The sequence below is a fragment of the Nocardia sp. NPDC051981 genome (assembly GCF_040680715.1).
In the GTDB taxonomy this organism is placed as follows: domain Bacteria; phylum Actinomycetota; class Actinomycetes; order Mycobacteriales; family Mycobacteriaceae; genus Nocardia.
In genome coordinates this window covers 183,914-202,989 of record NZ_JBFAXK010000007.1, presented here as the reverse complement: position 1 = coordinate 202,989, position 19,076 = coordinate 183,914, and the positions used below count along the sequence as shown (strand labels likewise).

Sequence of the window (19,076 nt, the reverse complement as noted above, 5' to 3'; positions counted from 1 at the left end):
GGAAGGGGTTGCGCCCCTGCGGTGGCGATCAGGCCCGGCGTTCGGCGATGCGGGCGAGCAGACGCTTGTGGACGATCGGCGGGAGCAGGTCGGCGACGTCACCACCGTAGGCGGCGACCTCCTTGACCAGAGAGCTGGAGACGAAGCCGTAGGCCGGGTTGGTGGCGATGAAGTAGGTGTCGACACCGGTGAGCTTGTGGTTCATCTGGGCCATCTGGAGCTCGTAGCCGAAGTCGGTGGCATCGCGCAGGCCCTTGACGATGGCGGTGATGCCCTGCTGTTTGGCGAAGTCGACCAGCAGGCCGCGCCAGGATTCCACCCGCACATTGGGCAGGTGGGCGGTAACCTCGCGGATCAGGTCCATCCGCTCTTCGACGGTGAACATGCCCTGTTTGTTGGGGTTCACCACGACGGTCACGACAACCTCGTCGAATTGCCCGGCGGCGCGGGCGATCACGTCGAGATGTCCATTGGTCACGGGGTCGAACGACCCGGGGCACAGTGCTCCAGCCATGGCCGAACGTTACCGCATGGCGGCGAGGCTGCCGCGGCCCGGCCCAGCCTCCGCTGCCCGGTTATGCCTGGTCAGCTATGGTTCTGCAACCTAGCAACTGCTTGCTCTCCGTTCGCATACTGTTCGGTTTGCTCGCGTTGATCGTTTCCTGACCCGATTGCGAAGCTGCATCGGCAATCTCGCTCGATGAAGGAAGTACACGCATATGGCAAGGGCATCGTTGGGTCGGAAGATCGCAGTCACCGTGGCTGCGACAGTGAGCGCGTTCAGCGGCCTGGTGGGCGCGTCCGCGTCGGCCGATCCGGGGAACGGCCAAGGGGCGGCGCCGGAACACATCTTCTACATCATGATGGAGAACCAGGGAGACGACGACATCCTCGGCAACACCGCCGACGCGCCGTTCATCAACCAGCTGGCCAACAACAACGGCGTGTCCACCGGTTTCCACGGTGTGACCCACCCGAGTCTGCCGAACTATCTCTCCATGTTCTCGGGCGATTTCCAGGGCATCTGGGACGACTGCAAGGCCGGCGCCGACTCCACCTGCGCCCCCGAGGAATTCGTCCCGAACTCCGGCGACGGCACCTCCGGCGCCGCGCTGACCCCCGCGCAGATCGCCAGCGCGACCGCCAAGCCGCACATGTTCGCCGGCAAGAACCTGGTCGATGAGCTCGAGGGCAAGGGCAAGTCCTGGAAGGCCTACATGGGCGGCATGCCGTCGGCCGGCTTCCAGGGCGAGTTCGCGCCGGGCGATGTCAACGGCACCACGGTCAAGCTGTACGCCCAGAAGCACAACCCGTTCATGTACTTCTCGGACGTCAACTCTCCCGGCAACGCCCGCCTGCAGAAGGTCGTGCCGTTCGAGAACAACTTCGACGCCGACCTGAAGAGCGGCAACGTGCCGGCCTTCACCTGGATCAGCCCCGACCAGTGCTCGGACATGCACGGCGTCTCCCACGCGGCGGCGACGCTGATCAACAAGCCGGCCTGTGAGGAGCCGGCTTCCGGTGTGGCGCACGGCCCGATCCACCTGGGTGACGACTATCTGAAGGACACCGTCACCAAGATCACGAACTCGGACGTCTGGAAGAAGACCCGCTCCAGCATCGTGATCGCCTGGGACGAGAACGACTACTCCGGCTTCTCCGGCGGCCCGGGCAGCCCGGTCGGCGCCAACGGCACCGTGCTCGGTGGCGGCGACGCCCCGCTGCTGGTGATCAACTCCGACAAGGTGCACAAGGAGCAGGGCGAGCAGGGTAAGCCCCAGCCGCACCACAAGGTCTCGACCGAGGTCTCGGACCACTACTCGGTGCTGTCTGCCATCGAGCAGCTGTGGGACCTGGGCTGCCTGGCCAACACCTGCCAGTACAAGGCCCCGCAGTCGGTGAAGGACCTGTTCCAGAACTGACGTTCCCGGACCTTTGTGACGATGCCCGCCGTGTTCGCACACGGCGGGCATCGCCGTATCCTCCACTCCCGCTTCGGATCTCGACGGCGGGCCGGGCCTCAGAGTTCCAGCGCGGCCGCCGCGCCGAAGGTGCGGACCAGGGCCGGGTCGTTGAACGCGGTGATGCGCCCGATCCTGGCCCCGATCAGCGTCAGGACGTGAATCCCGTAGGCCTCGTAGTGGTGGTCGTCGACGCGTTTGTGAACGATGAAGGCGGGCTGGCCATTCGCGCGGGTCGGCGTGAAACGCCACAGGCCCGGCCGCAGGATCCGGCTGCGCAGGAATCCCAGGACCGCCTCGCGTCCGGTGAACCACGTTGGCGTGGGCGGCATTTCCATCTCCACGTCGGCACGCAGCAGTTCGAGCAGCGCGGCATGATCGGCGCGGGTGAACGCGTCGACATAGCCGTCGAGCAGCCGCCGCTGCGCGAGTTCGTCCGGCTCGGCCAGGTCCGCCTCCACCGGCCCGGCCTGTGCCAATCGGCTCCGCGCCCGCCGCAGCGCACTGTCCACGGCGGTCGGCGTGGTGTCCAGCATGGCGGCGACCTCCGCGGTCCGGAAGGCCAGCACGTCGCGCAGCGTCAGCACCGCGCGCTGCCGGGCGGGCAGAAGTTGCAGTGCCGCGATGAAGGCCAGCCGCACCCCGGTCCGCCCGGCCACGATGGCGGCCGGATCGTCGAACCCGAACAGCGAGTCCGGCGCGGGCTGCAACCACGCCACCCCGGGCTCCCGGGCCGCCATCGCCACCCGGTGATCGTCCTCCGGCGCTCCCAGCCCCGACGGCAGCGGCCTACGCGAACGCCCTTCCAGCGCGGTCAGGCAGGCCATGGTGGCGATCTTGTACAGCCAGTGCCGCAGCGACGACCGGCCCTCGAACCCGCCGAACCCCCGCCAGGCCCGCAGGTAGGTCTCCTGCACCAGGTCCTCGGCATCGTGCACCGACCCCAGCATGCGATAGCAGTGCGCGAGCAACTCCGGCCGGAATCGCTGTGTGAGAGCGGCGAATTCGCGCTCGGTGGGCGGTGCGGAGACCGCGGGCCGTTCGGTGTCGGAGGGCATGGCCGCTACTCCCGGAGGTGCGCTGGTCGTCATGGTCGCGACCCCTCAGCCGATCTGCTTCAGCCCGGCGCCGCTCACCAAGTATTCCGCCGCACTGCCGGGATCATCGGCGAGTTCGACCACCGCCTTGCCGACCTGCTCGGGCGTGAGCACCGGCCCCATTTCGGCGAGATAGGTCTCCACGTCGATGCCCTGCCGGGCGGCATACCCCGCGACCGCCTTCTCACCGAGCCCGGTGGCCGGTGTCAGCCGGGGCAGCAGGGCCACGAACCGGATGCCGAGCCCCGCGCGGTCCGATTCCGCGGCGGCGTAGGTCCGGATGAATCGGATGGTGGACTTGGCTCCCGCGTATCCGCCGCTGAGCGGCGACCCCGCCAGTGCGGCCCCGCTCGACATGGCGATCACCGCGCTCCCCGAGGGCAGCGGCTCCCGCAGGGCGGCCCCGATCCAGACGAACGCCTGCTTGGTATCGGTCTCCCAGTTGCGACTGAAGGTCTCCCAGGTCTGTTCGTGCACGGGGGCCAGGGGTGGAGTGGCCCCGGCGTTGAGCACCAGCAATTCCGGCCGGTACACGCGAATCACCTTCTGCGCCACGGCTTCCTCGGTCGCGTCGGCCGCCACCGGCACGAATCGGTCCCCGAGCTCCGCGCGAACGTCCTGCAATGCCTGCTCGTCCCGCGCCACGCCGATCACCCGCGCACCCGAGGCGACGAGCGAGGCGGCGATCGCCCGCCCGAATCCCCGGCTCGCACCGGTGACCACGGCGGTCCGTATCGAATCCGACATCACGTACTCCCTACTCCGGTCTGTTCCTGTCGGTATTCAGACCGGCGGGAGCCGGGAAATCCGTCGGGTGTCAGCCCTCGAATTCGGCGAGGTCGATGCGCGTCTCGCCGTAGGTGCGGGACTTCAGCGGTGCGTAGCCGTCGGGCCAGGACACCTCGGGCGAGCGGGTGGAGCGCTCCACGACGATGAGGGCGCCGTCGTGGAGCCAGCCGTTGGCGACGAGGGCGCGGAGGTCGGCCTGCACGTCGGCGACGTCGAGGTCATAGGGCGGGTCGGAGAAGACGAGGTCGTAGCGTTCCGGCGGCGCACCCGACAGGACGCTGGTGACCGAGTTCTGGCGCAGCTCCGCGCCCGGCAGCCCGAGGTCGCCGATATTGCCGCGAATGATGGCGGCGGCCTTGCGGTCCGCTTCGATGAGCAGCGCGTGCGAGGCGCCGCGGGACAGCGCCTCCAGGGCCAGCGCCCCCGAGCCCGCGTAGAGGTCGAGGACGTGCAGGCCGTCGAAATCCATACGGGCGTGCAGGAGGCTGAACAGCGCCTCGCGCACACGGTCGGAGGTGGGGCGGGTGCCCGCCGGGGGGACGCGCAGGCGTCGGCCTCCGGCGGTACCCGCCACGATGCGGGTCATTCGGCGGCGGCCTCGGTGAGGCTCACGTCGACGAGCAGGTCGCCGCCCTCCACCTGCTGCACCTTGGCGATGGCAACGCGGCGGACCACGCCGGCGCGCGGGGCGGTGATGGCGGCCTCCATCTTCATGGCCTCGATGGTGCCGATGGTGTCACCCGCCGCGACCGAATCGCCTTCGGAGACGGCCAGGGTCACCACGCCGGCGAAGGGCGCCGCGATGTGGCCGGCATTGGTCTTGTCGGCCTTCTCGGCGGCGGGGATCTCGCTGGCGATGGAGCGGTCGCGCACCGTGATGGGGCGCAGCTGCCCGTTGAGGATGCACATGACCGTGCGCATGCCGCGCTCGTCTGGCTCGGAGATGGCCTCCAGGCCGATGAGCAGGGTGACGCCCTTGTCGAGCTGGACGTGATGTTCTTCGTCGTGGCGCAGGCCGTAGAAGAACTGGTTGGCCGACAACCCGGTGGTGTCGCCGAACTTCTCGCGGTGGGCGACGAATTCGGCGGTGGGGCCGGGGAACAGCAGGCGGTTGAGGGTGGCCCGGCGCTCGGCCGAGGTCCCGCTCAGCCCGGCCTCGTCGGCCGCGGTCAGCTCGGTCTCCGGCTTGGCGGGGCCGCGGCCGGCGAGGGCGCGGCTGCGGAAGGGCTCGGGCCAGCCGCCGGCCGGAGTGCCGAGTTCGCCGCGCAGGAAGCCGATGACCGAGTCCGGGATGTCGTAGCGGCCCGGGTCGGCGGCGAAGTCCTCGACGTCGACGCCGGTGCCGACCAGTGCCAGCGCCAGATCGCCGACCACCTTGGAGGACGGGGTGACCTTGACCAGCCGGCCCAGCATCCGGTCGGCCGCGGCGTATTTGGCCTCGACCTGCTCGAACTGGTCGCCCAGGCCGAGCGCGATGGCCTGCTGGCGCAGGTTCGACAACTGGCCGCCGGGAATCTCGTGGTGGTAGACGCGGCCGGTCGGCCCCGGCAGCCCGGATTCGAAGGGCGCGTACACCTTTCGCAGCGCCTCCCAGTACGGCTCCAGGTCGCACACGTTCTGCAGGTTCAGCCCGGTGTCGTGGGGCGAATTCGCCGCTGCCGCAACGATGGCCGAGAGCGCGGGCTGAGACGTGGTGCCCGCCATGGGTGCCGACGCGCCGTCGACGGCGTCCGCACCGGCCTGCCAGGCCGCCAGGTAGGTGGCCAGCTGGCCGCCCGGGGTGTCGTGGGTGTGCACGTGCACGGGCAGGTCGAACTCCCGGCGCAGCGCGGTGACCAGGGTGTGCGCGGCGGGCGCGCGCAACAGTCCGGCCATGTCCTTGATGCCGATGACGTGTGCTCCGGCCTCGGCGATCTGCTCGGCGAGCTTGAGGTAGTAGTCGAGGGTGTAGAGGTCCTCGCTCGGGTTCGACAGGTCGCCGGTGTAGCTGAGTGCGACTTCGGCCAGGGCCGTGCCGGTTTCGCGGACGGCGTCGATGGCCGGGCGCATCTGGTCGACATTGTTGAGCGCGTCGAAGATGCGGAAGATGTCGATGCCGGTGGCGGTGGCCTCGGAAACGAAAGCGCGCGTGACCTTTTCGGGGTACGGCGTGTAGCCGACGGTGTTGCGGCCGCGCAGCAGCATCTGCAGGTTGATATTCGGCACCGCCTCGCGCAGCGCCGCGAGCCGCTCCCACGGGTCTTCGTAGAGGAAGCGCAGCGCCACGTCGTAGGTTGCGCCGCCCCAGCATTCGATGGACAGCAGCTCGGGCGTCATCCGCGCCACGTGCCCGGCCACATCGAGCAGGCCGTTGGTGCGGACCCGGGTGGCCAGCAGCGACTGGTGCGCGTCGCGGAAGGTGGTGTCGGTGACGGCCACCCCCTCGCGGTTGCGCAGCCACTGCGCGAAGCCTTCCGGTCCCAGCTCGAGCAGCCGCTGCCGGGAGCCGGGCGGGGGCGGCACGGTCATGTCGAGGGCGGGCAGCTTGTCGTGCGGGTACACCTTGGTCGGCCGCGAGCCGTGCGGCTTGTTCACGGTGACGTCGGCCAGGTACTGCAGGATCTTGGTGCCGCGGTCGGCCGAGCTCTTGAGGGTGAGCAGCTGCGGCCGCTCGTCGATGAACGAGGTGGTCACCCGGCCCGCGCGGAAGTCCGGATCGTCCAGCACCGCGAGCAGGAACGGGATGTTGGTCGTCACGCCGCGGATGCGGAATTCGGCGACCGCGCGCCGGGCGCGCGCCACCGCGGTGGCGAAATCGCGCCCGCGGCAGGTGAGCTTGACCAGCATGGAGTCGAAGTAGGCCCCGACCTCCGCGCCGACATTCGCGCCGCCGTCCAGGCGCACGCCCGCGCCGCCGGGCGAGCGGTAGCCGGTGATGCGGCCGGTGTCGGGCCGGAAGCCGTTGGCCGGGTCCTCGGTGGTGATGCGACACTGCAGCGCCGCGCCGCGGATCTGGATGCCGTCCTGGCTCAGGCCCAGATCCGCCAGGGTCTCCCCGGCGGCGATGCGCAGCTGCGACTGCACCAGGTCGACATCGGTGATCTCCTCGGTCACCGTGTGCTCCACCTGGATTCGCGGGTTCATCTCGATGAACACGTGATTGCCGCGTTCGTCGAGCAGGAATTCCACGGTGCCCGCACAGGAGTAACCGATCTGGCGGGCGAAGGCCACTGCGTCGGCGCAAATGCGGTCGCGGAGTTCGGGATCCAGGTTCGGGGCAGGTGCGAGCTCGATCACCTTCTGGTGGCGGCGCTGCAGCGAGCAGTCGCGCTCGAAGAGGTGGATGACATCGCCCTGCTGGTCGGCCAGGATCTGCACCTCGATGTGGCGGGGGTTGACCACCGCCTGCTCGAGGAACACGGTCGCGTCGCCGAAGGCGGATTCGGCCTCGCGCGCGGCGGCCTCGATGGATTCGCGCAGCTGGGCCGGATCGGTGACCCGCCGCATGCCGCGCCCGCCGCCGCCGGCCACCGCCTTGACGAACAGCGGGAACTCCATGGACTCCGCGGCGGTCATGAGCACGTCCACATCGGCGGACGGTTCGCTCGAGCGCAGCACCGGCAGTCCGGCGGCCTTGGCGGCGGCGATGGCACGCGCCTTGTTACCGGTCAGTTCGAGGACCTGCGCGGACGGGCCGATGAAGGTGATGCCCTCGCGGGCGCAGGCGGCGGCCAGGTCCGGGTTCTCCGACAGGAAGCCGTAGCCCGGGTAGATGGCGTCCGCACCGGCGCTCTTGGCGGCCTTGATGATCTCCTCGATCGACAGGTACGCCCGCACGGGGTGGCCGGGCTCACCGATCTGGTAGGCCTCGTCGGCCTTGAGCCGGTGCACGGAGTTGCGGTCCTCGTACGGAAAAACCGCGACGGTACCGATGCCGAGTTCGTAGGCCGCGCGGAAGGCGCGAATGGCGATCTCGCCGCGGTTGGCGACCAGGACTTTGGAGAACATGGGTAGAAGGTACCTGCCCGGGGATACGGATCGGGCATCGAAGTCCCGTTCGGTGCAATCTTCACAGGACGGACCTCTCGCTTGCGAATTTGTGTTAATCACCGCGATACATCCCTGTCGGTGAGGGTTGCGGCGCGCCGACCACGGAATTCGCCGTCATGCTAAGGATTGTGCCTCCGCGGCCCGCCGCAGCGCGGGCGCGCGCCGAGACGTCCCGGTGCCCGGATTGCCGCGCGATCGTGTCCGAGACCACACCGCCGACCGCCAAAGCCGCGCGAGAAGACTTGCGCGCCGGTAACATCCGGCGCGAGGAGGGGACGGTGAGATCGTTCACGTCGCGCGCGCCGCTGCTGTGCGGTGTCGCGGTCGTGCTCGCCGCCGCGACCGGCTGTACCACCAGCGTTTCCGGGCAACCGGTACGGCAGCAGACCGATCCGGCCGGCCTCGAGGTCGGCAACTATCAGACCGCGCCGCGCGTGGTGGGAAATGCCAAGACCGACAAGCAATCCCGCATCCGCGAGTCACAGCGGCTGTCGGACTACGTGGCGCTGCCGTTCGAGGCCGACCGGGACTACGCCTACGAGTGCTCCAATGACATCCGCCCGCACATCGTCACCAATCACAAGGGTCTGGGCGACATCCTCATCAACGACACCTTCGACGAGGTCGCCCACGATCTGCGCGGCGGCTGGGTCGATACCTGGTGCACCGGATCCGATTCCGACGACAAGCACCGCAGGCTGAGCATCGCGGTGCTGGAACTGCCGGACGCCGGGCGCGCCGCGGCGGCGGGCCCCGCGCTCGAACACGACGACTTCACCTACAACGTCGACAACCGGGCCGTCACCCTGCCGAAATACCCTGACAGCAAGGCGCATTGGCGTCCGAACGTGGCCTCGATCGGCTCCTGGACCGTGCACGACCGCTACGTGGTGTTCATCAAGGTGGTCGACGAGCTGGCCGCCGCACCCGATCTGGCCGACCTGACCGCCCGCACCGAACGAATGCTGGACGTGGCGCTACCGCTGCTGGACCGGTTCCAGCCCACACCTGCGGACCGGTTCGAGCACCTGCCGCTCGATCCGGACGGCATTCTCGGCCGCACCCTGCCGACCAATCCCGAAGAGCCCATGCGGCCGGATCCGGACGGGGTGTACACGGGCCGCGGCGCGCTGCAGAGCCTGACCGACAACGACCTCGATTTCCTGACGGTCGGCGACATCGACCTGGTCGGCTACGGCGACGCGCTGGTGTTCCACAGCCGGACCGGGACGGCGGCCCGCGCGCTGTGGGACCGGTGGAATCCGTCCACGGACACCTCCGGCGATCGCCGGAGCATCGCCCCGCCGCCGGGTTTCCCCGGCGACATCGGCTGTTTCGCGGTGCTGGACCACGGAAATGTGGTCGCCAATCAGTGCAACTTCCATGTGGACCGGTACACCGTGCAGGTCGGCGCCATGAATGTGCCGGAGCTGTATCAGAAGACCTCGGCCGAGTACGTGCTGGTGACGAGCAGGTGACGGCGTGAGGCGAATCCACGAATTCCGCAGGCCGCGAATGGTTCTGACGATCGTGACGGTGGTGACGGCCGTCCTGGCGTTCGGCATCGCGGTGGCGTCGTCGACGGTTCCGGGTCGCCCGATCCCCGGCATGACACCGGCCGACTTCTCGAAACTCGTTGTCGGACCGTATCCTTCGGCCCCGATCGAGTGCGCCCCGGCGTACTCGGTCGCCACCGACGCGTACCAGATCGAGTCGCGCCGCATGATGACCTATCTGGTCGGTCCGGACGAAATCGATCCCGACGTCACGTATCTGGGCGGGGCCCGGGTGCTGGACGCCTCCGACGCGAACTTCGACGACACCGACGGTCCCTTCCCCAAGGCCTGGCAGGCGGTCGCCCAGAACAATCGCATGATCGCGGGCGCGTACATCTGGCGCAACAACAACAGTGTCCGGGCGCGCAAGCACATCACGCTGGCGGTCATGCGGTTTCCGACCGAGCCGGCCGCCCAGGCCGCGATCGACGGCTTCGCCGATGCGCTGGCCGCCCCTGGGCTGCACCTGATTCCGATCGACGGCGTCGACGCGCGGGCCTCGTCGATCACCGATGCCAAGGGCCAGGTCTTCGCGGTGCACGGCGTGTACGCGATCGTCGGCCACGCCGTGATCCCGCAGGCCGATCCGGCCGCGCTGGGGGTGCGACTGCGGGCCATGGTGCAGGCCCAGCTCGCCCGGATGTCCGATCTGACGCCGACGCCGCTGGAGGACCTCCCCGATCTGCCGATCAACCCCGGCGACATCCTGGGATTGACGCTGCCGAACAAGTACGACACCTCCGACGCCGACCAGGTCGGATGGGATTACGGTGGTGTCTACACCCCGGCGGGCGCCCTGCACTACGAACGCGACGGCGCCGCCGCTCGCAAGGCATTCGCCGCGGCCGGGGTGGATCTGGTCGCCCGCAATGCCGCGACCGTCTACCGCACCCGGGACCTGGCGGCCGCCTTCGGTTTACAGGCCGCGCTCACCACCCTGGGCCGCGACGACGACGAATTCCCCAATCCGCCCGGCATCACCGACGCGCACTGCATCCAGCTCGATGAGCCCGAGCCGATTCGCCAGTACACCTATATCTGCGCGGTCGTGTACGGCCGGTACGTCGCGGTGATCGGGGCGCAGGCGCGGTTCAGCGGCGGCGCACCGGCCTCGTTCCCGCAACGGGTGTCGGCGCAATATTCGATGCTGGCCAAGAGCGGACAGTCATGACCACCGCGCGCACCAGCACCCTGCCCAGCCGCCTGGCCCTGCTGGCGTTGGCGACCGTCCTCACGGCGTCGTGCGGCTCGGACCATCGTGATCCCGCGGCACCCGCCTCGAAGGCCGCGATCGTCGATGCCTCCCAACTGGATCCGGGCAACTACCCGGTCGTACCGCGCACGATCACCAGCCAGAAGCCCGACATCACGGTGGGCGATCTGCTGCAGGAGTCGATCCGGATGGCCGAGCACGTGCCGCTGGCGCTGGATATCGACAACCGCCTGGTGTTCAACAATTCCGCACACGCGATCACGGCGGACTACCCGCCGATCAGCATCGACAATTTCAATGACACAGCGCCGGGCCTGATCTCGGGCTGGGAGTCGGGCGGACGGCATCGGTCCGACACCACGCTCGGGCTGAACGTGGGCATCACGGTGCTGCGGTTCACGAAGCCCGAGCAGGCCGCTGCGGCCGGGAATTTCCTTGTCGGACTGGCCAGTCCGGATAATCCGGACAAGGGGCCGCTACAGATTCCCGGGTACCCCACCGCGAAGGCGGCGCTGACCTCGCTCGAATGGGTGAAGGCCACCTACGCGCAGGACGACTACCTCTACTGGCTCTATATCGAGGACGACCTCACCGTGCCCGACGGTCCAGGGGCGCTGCTGGACACGGCGAAACTGGTGCTGGACAAGACGATCGAGGCCATGCGGGACTACCGGCCCACCCCGCTGGATCAGCTCGCCGGACTGGCCGCCGATCCCGAGGATCTGCTCGGCCGCACCCTGCCGCCGGGCAAAGGCCAGATCTGGGCGACCGAGGGACTGTACGGTCCCCACGCCGCCCTGACCCTCGACGATCGACCGGCGGCCACCCGGCGCGCCTTCGACGAGGCCGGGGTGGACCTGGTGGCACATGCGCTCTCCGGCGTCTACCGGGCCCGGGACGCGGCCGGCGCGCAACGGCTCACCGGTGCCTTCGTGGACGAGCTGGGCGACCGGTACAAGCCCATCGACCCGCCGCCCGGCCTGGCGACCGCCCGGTGCCTGCAGCTGAAAGACGAGAAGAACGCCGCCGGAGCGAAATTCATGTGCTATCTGCCCTACGACCACTTTGTCGCCGAGGTGTTCGCCGACCAGTCCCAGGATCTGCGCCAACGACTTTCGGCACAGTACGAGCTACTGGCATACGGGCACATCTGATGCCGGGCCGGGTGTGACGATCGTTGCTACATTCGAAAGGGTCGGGATCCCGGCAGTGCTGAGGGAGGATGTCCATGCCGTTGCGGCCCGGCACGATCGTGGGCGGCCACCGGGTGATCCGAGTGCTCGGCAGTGGCGGGATGGGCACCGTGTATCTGGTGCAGGATCCGATGTTCCCGCGGCGGCTCGACGCGTTGAAGGTGCTCAGCGCCGATCTGTCCCACGACGAGCACTACCGGGCGCGGTTCGAGCGCGAGGCGAATCTCGCGGCGGAACTGGATCATCCGAATATCGTCACGGTCTACGCGCGCGGCGAGGAGGACGGCCGGCTGTGGATCGCCATGCAGTACGTGGCCGGCACCGACGCCGCCGTGGAATTGAAGAAGAACCCCGCCGGCATGACACCGCAGCGGGCGCTGCGCATCATCACCGAGGTCGGCAAGGCCCTCGACCACGCGCACCGGCGCGGGCTGCTGCACCGGGATGTGAAGCCCGCGAACTTCCTGCTCTCGCCGGGTGAACCGGACGACGAGCCCGGCGGCGAGGAGCGGGTGCTGCTCACCGATTTCGGTGTGGCCAAATCGATCACCGACGGCCGCGAGCTCACCGCCACCGACAGCCTGATGGCGACGCTGGCCTACGCGCCGCCCGAACGCCTGGTCGCCGGGCCGCTCGACCATCGCGGCGACATCTACAGCCTGGGCTGCGCGTTCGTGAAACTGCTCACCGGCCGCACCCCGTTCCCGGTGACCTCGCTGGCCCAGGCCACCCTGGGTCACCTCCAGGAGCCGCCGCCCGCGCTGAGCCCGCTGCGCCCGGATCTGCCGCCGGCGCTGGACGCGGTCATCGCCAAGGTGCTGGCCAAGGATCCGGACCACCGCTACGCCACCTGCCACGACTTCACCCGTGACGCGGCGCTGGCACTGCAGGGCCGGATGCCGTCCGGCGCATCGGTCGTCCCCGAGCCGCGCCGACGGCGGTGGCTCGCTCCGGCCATCGCGGCAATCGTTGTGCTACTCGGCATTTCGGTCATCACCGCCTTCGTGGCCACCGACCACGAGTCCGGCGGCTCGACCGGCGCGACCACCACCGTGCACACCGATGCGCTGGATCAGGTTCGCTCCGCCCACCCCACCTTCCAGAACAAGACCGTCGCCGCGTTCAACTTCGGCGACGGCAGCCTCTCCGCCGACCTGGACACCAGCGATCAGGCGAAGTTCCTGGTGGACATCGGCTTTCGCTACAGCACCGACTACCGCGCCCAGCCCGGCGAGGCGTCGCCGCGCCCACTGTCGCCCTCCGACGTCTCGGTTCCCGACGTCGACATCGTGATCGTCGTGCGCACCGACCGGCAGGCGGGCAACGGCGGCCTGCGCGGCCTGCCCAGCAGCTTCCTCTCCTCCAGCCTCTCCCACGCCAGGCTGGTGATCGTCGACGATCCCGCCACCGTCCAGTCCTTCCAGACCTGGACCGACCGCTCCCCCGACGTCCTGGTCCAGAAGGTCGTGCCCGCGATCGTGAAGGTGCTCTGACCGAGCCCGGTCGACGTCCTCCGCATCGAGAGTTGTTGTGGCGCTTGATGGGCGGCCCGGCGCACTTGCGCCAGCCCGGTTGGCCGGACCCGCCGGTGCTGTTACGCTGCGGCCCGGACAGGAGGTCGAGGTGATCGGAAAGCGGTGGGGGGTCCGGTGCCTGCCAGTTGTGGCCATGCTGGTGCTGGCGGGATGCGGATCGTCTCCAGGAACCCAAATCAGTTCCAGCACAACGACTTCCGCGCATTCGAACCGCGATCTGTGCACGCGGATGATCGACTTCTTCCACAACACGCTCGGCGTTCCCGAGGTCCAGGTGGCCGAACTCAGCCAGGGCACGATCGACGCTTCGATCGACACCACCGGATCCTGCTACCTGAACCTGCAGCGCCGCGCCCCCTACGTGGCATGGCTGACGGTCCGCAATATGCGCAAGCCGGACCACACCGACCCGATCGGTGCCCGCTACCAGCGCCTGGACGGTTTCGGTGAGGACGTCTGGCGCACCCCGGACGACAGCTACCTGACCCGGGTCGGGACCTGGGAAGGGATGCTGGCGATCGATGACAAGATCGCCGCGACGAGCTCGGTCCCACTGAAGATGACGGACCAGAAGGTCCAGGACACCATCCAATTCCTCATCGCGACCACCCGCGACATGCAATAGCGCCCGCCCCTGCGGAATCGGCCGTCCCTAGGCTGGCGTCATGACCGAGCAACCGCGACTGCGCTATCGACTGATCACCGGGCCCGACGACGCGACCTTCTGCGAGCGGATCAGCGCCCTGCTGGACGAGGGGTATCGATTGCACGGATCACCGGGGGTGGCATTCAACGGCACCGCGGTCATCGCCGCGCAGGCGGTGGTGTGGGGCGATGACTGACGGGCCCGAGCCCGTCGCCGATGCGGCGGGCGGCCGCGGACAATTCCGTGAGGTAGTGGCGGCGTTCGGTGCGGGTGACATCCTCGCGCAGGGGGCCGATCTGTAATTCCATGACCGCGTGGCCGCCGCCGTCGAAAACCGGGGCACTCATATAACTGAGCGGCAGTGTCGCGTCGCTGTCGAAGGTCTGCTGGTCGTAGGCGCTGCCACCGAAGGTCGCCAGCTGCGCCAGGACCTTGCCCTGCAGCTCCGTGTTTCCCGGATGTTCGGCGAGGTGGTCGGCGACCTCGGAGAGCACCCGGACTCCGGGAAGGCTGTCGCGTTCCAGCCGCCAGGCACAGTAGCCTGCGGTGCGCAGGGTATCGAGGACGGCGCGATATTCGTCACGTCGCTCGGCCCCGCGGGTGTCGATCCAATCCCGTTGGCGGGCCGCGCCGGTGTGGGCGATGATCGCGGCCCCGGCCGGCGCGAGCAGCGGAATCCGTACGCCGGACTCCATTCCCACGGTGAGGCGGTCGCGGGTGACGGCGACGAACTTCAGATGGCCGCCGCTGAGCGCGGTCAGCGCCGCACCACAGTCGACGCGATCGGCCAGCCGCGCCAACTCCCGGTCCAGCCAGGCGCGATCGCGCTGCCCCAGCGCGGCGCGTGCCCCGACCGCGGCGAGCCGCTCGCCGAGTTCATAGCGCAGATCGGGCCGCCGGCGCACCCAGCCGCCTTCGGCGAGCGCGGCCAGGATCGCTCCGGTGGTGGAGCGGTTCAGGTCCAGGCTGTCGGCGATCTCGGCGGAGGTGAGCGAGTCGTCCTGGGCGGCCAGCAGTTCCACGATGGAGATCACGCGCTGGGTGGGCGGTGAGCTCTCGGTCTTGCCAGTGGGCACGCAGGTCTCCTAGCCTGAGCCGCGGCACAAATAGCCGCACGGCTGAATACGAATAATTGCACCGAGGAGCAGGGCATGGCAACCACCGGGGTGAAGGGTTGATCGCGGATTTCGCCGACCACTGGCTGCTGTACTGCTCCATCCCGCTCGTCGCCGCCCTCATCGGCTGGGTGACCAAGATCGTCGCCGTACAGATGCTGATGTATCCGCTCGAATTCAAGGGCATCCCACCGTGGCTGGGCTGGCAGGGCGTCATTCCACGCTCCGCGCCGCGCATGGCGACCATCGCGGTGGATCTCATGTTCGGCAAGCTCATCGATCCGCAGGACATCATCGCCCGCATCGATGTCGCCGAGCTGACCACGCGGCTGCGCGAACCCCTCGACGCTGGTGTCGACTACATGGTCCGCGCCATGATGATGAAGCATCAGCCCCGGCTCTGGGTGAACATGCCCGACGCCGCCCGGCGTGCCATCATCGAACGCGCGCAACGGGATCTGCCGCAGCTGATCGAAGACATCGTCCACGACCTGCGCACCAATATCTACCAGGTGATGGATCTGCGCGGCATGGCCATCAGCGCGCTGGTGGACGACAAGTCGCTGCTGGTGGAGATGGTGCGCCGGGTGGGCCGCAACGAGCTGCGCTTCATCGTGCGCTCGGGCCTGATCTTCGGCACGGTGCTGGGCTTCGTACAGATGATCACCTGGGCGCTCACCCACTCCCCGCTGCTCATGCCCGCTTTCGGCGGTTTCACCGGATTGATCACCGACTGGCTGGCGTTGCAGATGATCTTCCGCCCAATCCGTCCGGTCGGTATCGGACCGTTCAAGTGGCAGGGCCTGTTCCACAAGCGCCGGGAGCAGGTCTGCACCGACTACGGCGATCTCATCGCCACCGAGATCCTCACCCCCGCACGCATTCTCGAGGCCGTCCTCAATGGCGAGCGTGCCGACCGGTTGGCCTCTCTGCTGAGCCGGCACGCCAGCGAGTTCCTCGAACTACAGACCGGCCCGGCCCGGCCGCTCATGATGATGGTCGCCCGCGACAGCTACACCGCCCTGGAACGCGATGCGGTCACCTTCGTGCTCGATCACGTCAAGGCCGCCGCGCACTCCGGTTTCGATCAGCACGCCATCGAGGCCCTGGATGTGCGCAACCTCGTCATCGAGAAGACGAAGCAACTCACCGACGACGAGTACGAGGGCCTGCTGCGCCCGGCGTTCAAACAGGACGAATGGAAGCTGGTGGCCATCGGTGCGGTGCTCGGGTTCCTGGTCGGCGAACTCCAGGTTCACCTGATTCTGGGGTGAGCCCGCCGATTTCGGCGTACATTCCGGACCTCGTTCCCCCTCGGCGGCGTCGGGTTGGTCGTACGATGGGGGCTCGCGCGCACAACCGCTCGTAGCACCGAATTCGCATGCTACGCAGGCCTTCCGCCATGGCGAAGTGCGACGCAGGGTCGGCGAAGTTGCGGCGCGTCTCCTCAAATTGCGATGTTTGCGAAGCCGAATCGGTACCATCCTGCACGTGCGCAAGATGTATGCGGGCGCCCGACTACGGCGGTTGCGCGAGGAACGGCGGATGACCCAGGCGGCCTTGGCCAAATCCCTGGACCTGTCCCCCAGCTACCTCAACCAGCTCGAACGTGATCAGCGGCCGCTCACCATTCCCGTGCTGCTGAAACTGAATTCCACCTTCGACCTCGATGTGCAGTTCTTCGCCGCGGACTCCGACGCGCGGCTGGTCTCGGACCTGCACGAGATCCTGGTGGAGGCCGCGGGCGGCAATGCCGCGCCGGTGGCCGAGGTCGAGGACCTGGCCACCCGCATGCCCGAGGTCGCGAAAATCGTTGTGGCCATGCATCGCCGACTGCGTGCCGCGACCGACCAGTTGGATCTCTTGTCCTCCAAGGTGGCCACCCCCACCGGCGCACCCGGCGTCCCCATGCCCTACGAGGACGTGCGCGACTTCTTCTACGATCACCACAATCACATCGCCCAGCTGGATCTCGCGGCGGAGCGACTGTTCGAGGAGAGCGGTCTCACCATCGGCTCCCTCGACCGGCAGCTGGCGCGGGTCGCGGAGGAGCGCGCCGGGGTCACCGTCCTGGTCCGCGGCGACGGCGCCGATCCGAACATCCCCAAGCGCCACTACGAGCCCGAGACCCGCACCCTCACCCTGGCCCGGCGGCTGCGGCCCGGGCAGCGGGCCTTCCAGATCGCCACCACCCTGGCCTTCCTGCTGCACGGCGGCCTGCTCGACGAGGTTCTCGACGAAAGTCCCACGCTCACCGGCGAATCCCGCACCCTGGCCCGGATCGGGCTGGCCAACTATTTCGCCGGCGCGCTCGTCCTGCCGTACAGCAAGTTCCTGCGCTCGGCCGAGGAGCTGCACTACGACATCGACCTGCTGAGCCTGCGCTTCGAGGTCGGCTTCGAGACCGTCTGCCATCGGCTCAGCACCCTGCAGCGGCAGGGCCAGCGCGGGGTGCCGTTCTTCCTGATCCGCACCGATCGCGCGGGCAATATCTCGAAACGCCAGTCCGCCACCGCCTTCCACTTCTCCCGGGTGGGTGGCAGCTGTCCGCTGTGGGTGGTGCACGAGGCGTTCAACCATCCCGGCCGCATGCTGTCCCAGATCGCCGCCATGCCCGACGGGCGGCGCTACCTGTGGGTGGCCCGCACCACCGCGCCCACCCCGACCGGATTCGGCACGGCCGGAAAGGAATTCGCCATCGGGCTGGGCTGCGACATCGAATACGCGGACCGGCTGGTGTATTCGCGCAGCCTGGAGCTGGACGATCCGGCCGCGGCCGCGCCCATCGGCGCCGGCTGCAAGGTGTGCGAGCGCCCCGGCTGCGCCCAGCGCGCCTTCCCGCAGATCGGGCGGCCGCTGGCGATCAGCGAGCACACCAGTTCGGATCTGCCGTATCCCCGTCTGCCCCGCTGAGATTCCCGCATACCGCGCCGAGCGCCCGCCCGGCTACCGCCGAGTTCCCCGGTTCCGAGGACGATCATGGACAGTGAACTCGTCCTCGAACTACGGCGGCAGGAGCAGCAACGCGGCACCGGCGCACTCACCGTGGGCGACGGCGCATTTCATCTCGTCGAGGGCGCGATCGTGGCCGCGGAATGCCGGCGCGCCACGGGGCTGGACCGGATGGCGATGACGGCCGGGCTGACCGATGCCGAGGGCTGGCGGCGCGCCCGCGCGGCTGCGGCCGTCATCCGGACGATGACCGGCCGTAAATCCAAGGGCCTGTTCCTCTATCTCGCCCTGGACCGCGGCCGCGCCAACCTGGCCATGGCCCGCCACCGCCTCGAGGGCATCGAGGAGGACCTCGAAGTGTGAGAATCCGCCAGGCAGCATCCCTGTTCGCCCATACGGACGGCATCGCCGATTCCGTACGGGCGAACGTGTCTGTACCCGTGGCGAGCCGTCGATCTTGAATCCCCATGACGGGTCACCGATTTGCAATCGATCGGGCGCGCACCCAGCGGCTACCCGGTAGTGTGAACACCGTCGAACAATCGGTCATCCGGCCGTCTCCGGACCCCTGTTCGCATTCGTTCAGCCGATGCCAGACGGCGCTGTCCCGCATCGTGGACCCCGGCTGCTCTTCCTCGCCTCGCGTCCGACCCGACCTGTGAAAGGACGAAAGGAACCGCCCCCATGATCACCCAGGCAGATCTGCCCGCAGAACTTCAACTGCGGACGGCCGGCGGCCCCCAAGGCAGCTGCGTCCAGGTCGGCTACTGGCCCGGCCGCGGCATCGTGGTCGCGCACAGCAAGGAAGGCAGCAATGGCGCGGTGCTGCTCTTCACGGTCCGGGAGTGGGAAGCCTTCATCCAGGGCGTGAAGGCCGACGAATTCCCCGCCGCCGGCTGACTTTCCGGACGCGCCGCACCCACCCGTCCGGCATCGGTACCCGAGACCGGCCGGTCCCGCGGAATGCGACGGCGGGGGTGGGAACGAGTT

17 protein-coding genes are annotated in these 19,076 nt (G+C 68.7%); 11 read left to right on the top strand and 6 right to left on the bottom strand.

The annotated features are described in order from the left end of the window. Window positions 1-28 precede the first annotated feature (28 nt). A complete protein-coding gene (gene coaD / locus AB0L60_RS16150; protein WP_364613683.1) occupies window positions 29-514 on the bottom strand; it encodes a pantetheine-phosphate adenylyltransferase in 486 nt (161 codons plus the stop codon). Window positions 515-758: 244 nt separating this feature from the next. Between coaD and AB0L60_RS16145 the strand changes: the two genes are divergently transcribed. Beyond that, complete coding sequence (locus AB0L60_RS16145) at window positions 759-1,922, top strand: alkaline phosphatase family protein (protein ID WP_364613680.1); 1,164 nt, start codon at window positions 759-761, stop codon at window positions 1,920-1,922. A gap of 98 nt (window positions 1,923-2,020) precedes the next feature. On the opposite strand, the gene AB0L60_RS16140 is transcribed toward AB0L60_RS16145, so the two are convergent. The 4 genes from AB0L60_RS16140 to AB0L60_RS16125 form a co-directional block, all read right to left on the bottom strand. Continuing rightward, window positions 2,021-3,052 carry a sigma-70 family RNA polymerase sigma factor gene (locus AB0L60_RS16140; protein WP_364613677.1) on the bottom strand — a complete coding sequence of 344 codons (1,032 nt, stop codon included), beginning with the start codon at window positions 3,050-3,052 and terminating at the stop codon, window positions 2,021-2,023. A 12-nt stretch (window positions 3,053-3,064) separates the two neighbouring features. After that, window positions 3,065-3,805, bottom strand: a complete 741-nt coding sequence (locus AB0L60_RS16135; protein WP_364613674.1) for an SDR family oxidoreductase — start codon at window positions 3,803-3,805, stop codon at window positions 3,065-3,067. 70 nt (window positions 3,806-3,875) lie between these two features. Next, window positions 3,876-4,433 carry a 16S rRNA (guanine(966)-N(2))-methyltransferase RsmD gene (gene rsmD, locus AB0L60_RS16130; protein ID WP_364613671.1) on the bottom strand — a complete coding sequence of 186 codons (558 nt, stop codon included), beginning with the start codon at window positions 4,431-4,433 and terminating at the stop codon, window positions 3,876-3,878. Then, the gene (locus tag AB0L60_RS16125; RefSeq protein ID WP_364613668.1) at window positions 4,430-7,834 is read right to left on the bottom strand and encodes a pyruvate carboxylase; all 3,405 of its coding nucleotides are present in this window, start codon (window positions 7,832-7,834) and stop codon (window positions 4,430-4,432) included. The genes rsmD and AB0L60_RS16125 overlap by 4 nt, the downstream gene beginning before the upstream one ends. A 320-nt stretch (window positions 7,835-8,154) precedes the next feature. Here AB0L60_RS16125 and AB0L60_RS16120 point away from each other — a divergent pair, with 320 nt between their 5' ends. The 6 genes from AB0L60_RS16120 (at window position 8,155) to AB0L60_RS16095 (ending at window position 14,215) form a co-directional block, all read left to right on the top strand. Beyond that, the gene (locus tag AB0L60_RS16120) at window positions 8,155-9,354 is read left to right on the top strand and encodes a hypothetical protein (RefSeq protein WP_364613665.1); all 1,200 of its coding nucleotides are present in this window, start codon (window positions 8,155-8,157) and stop codon (window positions 9,352-9,354) included. A gap of 37 nt (window positions 9,355-9,391) precedes the next feature. Further along, window positions 9,392-10,603 carry a hypothetical protein gene (locus tag AB0L60_RS16115; RefSeq protein ID WP_364613662.1) on the top strand — a complete coding sequence of 404 codons (1,212 nt, stop codon included), beginning with the start codon at window positions 9,392-9,394 and terminating at the stop codon, window positions 10,601-10,603. Further along, window positions 10,600-11,799 (top strand): hypothetical protein, encoded by a 1,200-nt coding sequence (locus AB0L60_RS16110; protein ID WP_364613659.1) that lies wholly within the window; start codon window positions 10,600-10,602, stop codon window positions 11,797-11,799. Before AB0L60_RS16115 ends, AB0L60_RS16110 begins: the two co-directional genes overlap by 4 nt. A gap of 74 nt (window positions 11,800-11,873) precedes the next feature. Then, window positions 11,874-13,331 (top strand): serine/threonine-protein kinase, encoded by a 1,458-nt coding sequence (locus AB0L60_RS16105; RefSeq protein WP_364613656.1) that lies wholly within the window; start codon window positions 11,874-11,876, stop codon window positions 13,329-13,331. A gap of 271 nt (window positions 13,332-13,602) precedes the next feature. Next, window positions 13,603-13,998, top strand: coding sequence for a hypothetical protein (locus AB0L60_RS16100; RefSeq protein ID WP_364613653.1), 396 nt, complete (start codon window positions 13,603-13,605; stop codon window positions 13,996-13,998). A 40-nt stretch (window positions 13,999-14,038) separates the two neighbouring features. Beyond that, window positions 14,039-14,215, top strand: a complete 177-nt coding sequence (locus AB0L60_RS16095; RefSeq protein ID WP_364613650.1) for a DUF1737 domain-containing protein — start codon at window positions 14,039-14,041, stop codon at window positions 14,213-14,215. On the opposite strand, the gene AB0L60_RS16090 is transcribed toward AB0L60_RS16095, so the two are convergent. Further along, window positions 14,178-15,095 (bottom strand): helix-turn-helix domain-containing protein, encoded by a 918-nt coding sequence (locus tag AB0L60_RS16090; protein ID WP_364613647.1) that lies wholly within the window; start codon window positions 15,093-15,095, stop codon window positions 14,178-14,180. The two genes, AB0L60_RS16095 and AB0L60_RS16090, sit on opposite strands and share 38 nt — an antisense overlap. A 98-nt stretch (window positions 15,096-15,193) precedes the next feature. On the opposite strand from AB0L60_RS16090, the gene AB0L60_RS16085 reads away from it, so the two are divergent. The 4 genes from AB0L60_RS16085 to AB0L60_RS16070 all read left to right on the top strand — a co-directional run bounded on the left by AB0L60_RS16085 (window position 15,194) and on the right by AB0L60_RS16070 (window position 18,986). After that, entirely contained in the window at window positions 15,194-16,408 is a 1,215-nt protein-coding gene (locus tag AB0L60_RS16085; RefSeq protein WP_364613644.1) for a DUF445 family protein, read from the top strand. 217 nt (window positions 16,409-16,625) lie between these two features. Beyond that, window positions 16,626-18,047, top strand: coding sequence for a short-chain fatty acyl-CoA regulator family protein (locus AB0L60_RS16080; protein WP_364613641.1), 1,422 nt, complete (start codon window positions 16,626-16,628; stop codon window positions 18,045-18,047). A gap of 66 nt (window positions 18,048-18,113) precedes the next feature. Continuing rightward, window positions 18,114-18,449, top strand: a complete 336-nt coding sequence (locus AB0L60_RS16075; protein ID WP_364613638.1) for a hypothetical protein — start codon at window positions 18,114-18,116, stop codon at window positions 18,447-18,449. A 321-nt stretch (window positions 18,450-18,770) separates the two neighbouring features. Then, entirely contained in the window at window positions 18,771-18,986 is a 216-nt protein-coding gene (locus tag AB0L60_RS16070) for a DUF397 domain-containing protein (RefSeq protein WP_364613635.1), read from the top strand. Window positions 18,987-19,076 lie beyond the last annotated feature (90 nt).

Coding starts and splice junctions, on each gene's coding strand:
- AB0L60_RS16115 (WP_364613662.1), top strand. CDS start 9,392: ATGGTTCTGACGATCGTGACGGTGGTGACGGCCGTCCTGGCGTTCGGC.
- AB0L60_RS16100 (WP_364613653.1), top strand. CDS start 13,603: ATGATCGACTTCTTCCACAACACGCTCGGCGTTCCCGAGGTCCAGGTG.
- AB0L60_RS16135 (WP_364613674.1), bottom strand. CDS start 3,805: ATGTCGGATTCGATACGGACCGCCGTGGTCACCGGTGCGAGCCGGGGA.
- coaD (WP_364613683.1), bottom strand. CDS start 514: ATGGCTGGAGCACTGTGCCCCGGGTCGTTCGACCCCGTGACCAATGGA.
- AB0L60_RS16140 (WP_364613677.1), bottom strand. CDS start 3,052: ATGACGACCAGCGCACCTCCGGGAGTAGCGGCCATGCCCTCCGACACC.
- AB0L60_RS16095 (WP_364613650.1), top strand. CDS start 14,039: ATGACCGAGCAACCGCGACTGCGCTATCGACTGATCACCGGGCCCGAC.
- AB0L60_RS16075 (WP_364613638.1), top strand. CDS start 18,114: ATGGACAGTGAACTCGTCCTCGAACTACGGCGGCAGGAGCAGCAACGC.
- AB0L60_RS16125 (WP_364613668.1), bottom strand. CDS start 7,834: ATGTTCTCCAAAGTCCTGGTCGCCAACCGCGGCGAGATCGCCATTCGC.
- AB0L60_RS16070 (WP_364613635.1), top strand. CDS start 18,771: ATGATCACCCAGGCAGATCTGCCCGCAGAACTTCAACTGCGGACGGCC.
- AB0L60_RS16110 (WP_364613659.1), top strand. CDS start 10,600: ATGACCACCGCGCGCACCAGCACCCTGCCCAGCCGCCTGGCCCTGCTG.
- rsmD (WP_364613671.1), bottom strand. CDS start 4,433: ATGACCCGCATCGTGGCGGGTACCGCCGGAGGCCGACGCCTGCGCGTC.
- AB0L60_RS16105 (WP_364613656.1), top strand. CDS start 11,874: ATGCCGTTGCGGCCCGGCACGATCGTGGGCGGCCACCGGGTGATCCGA.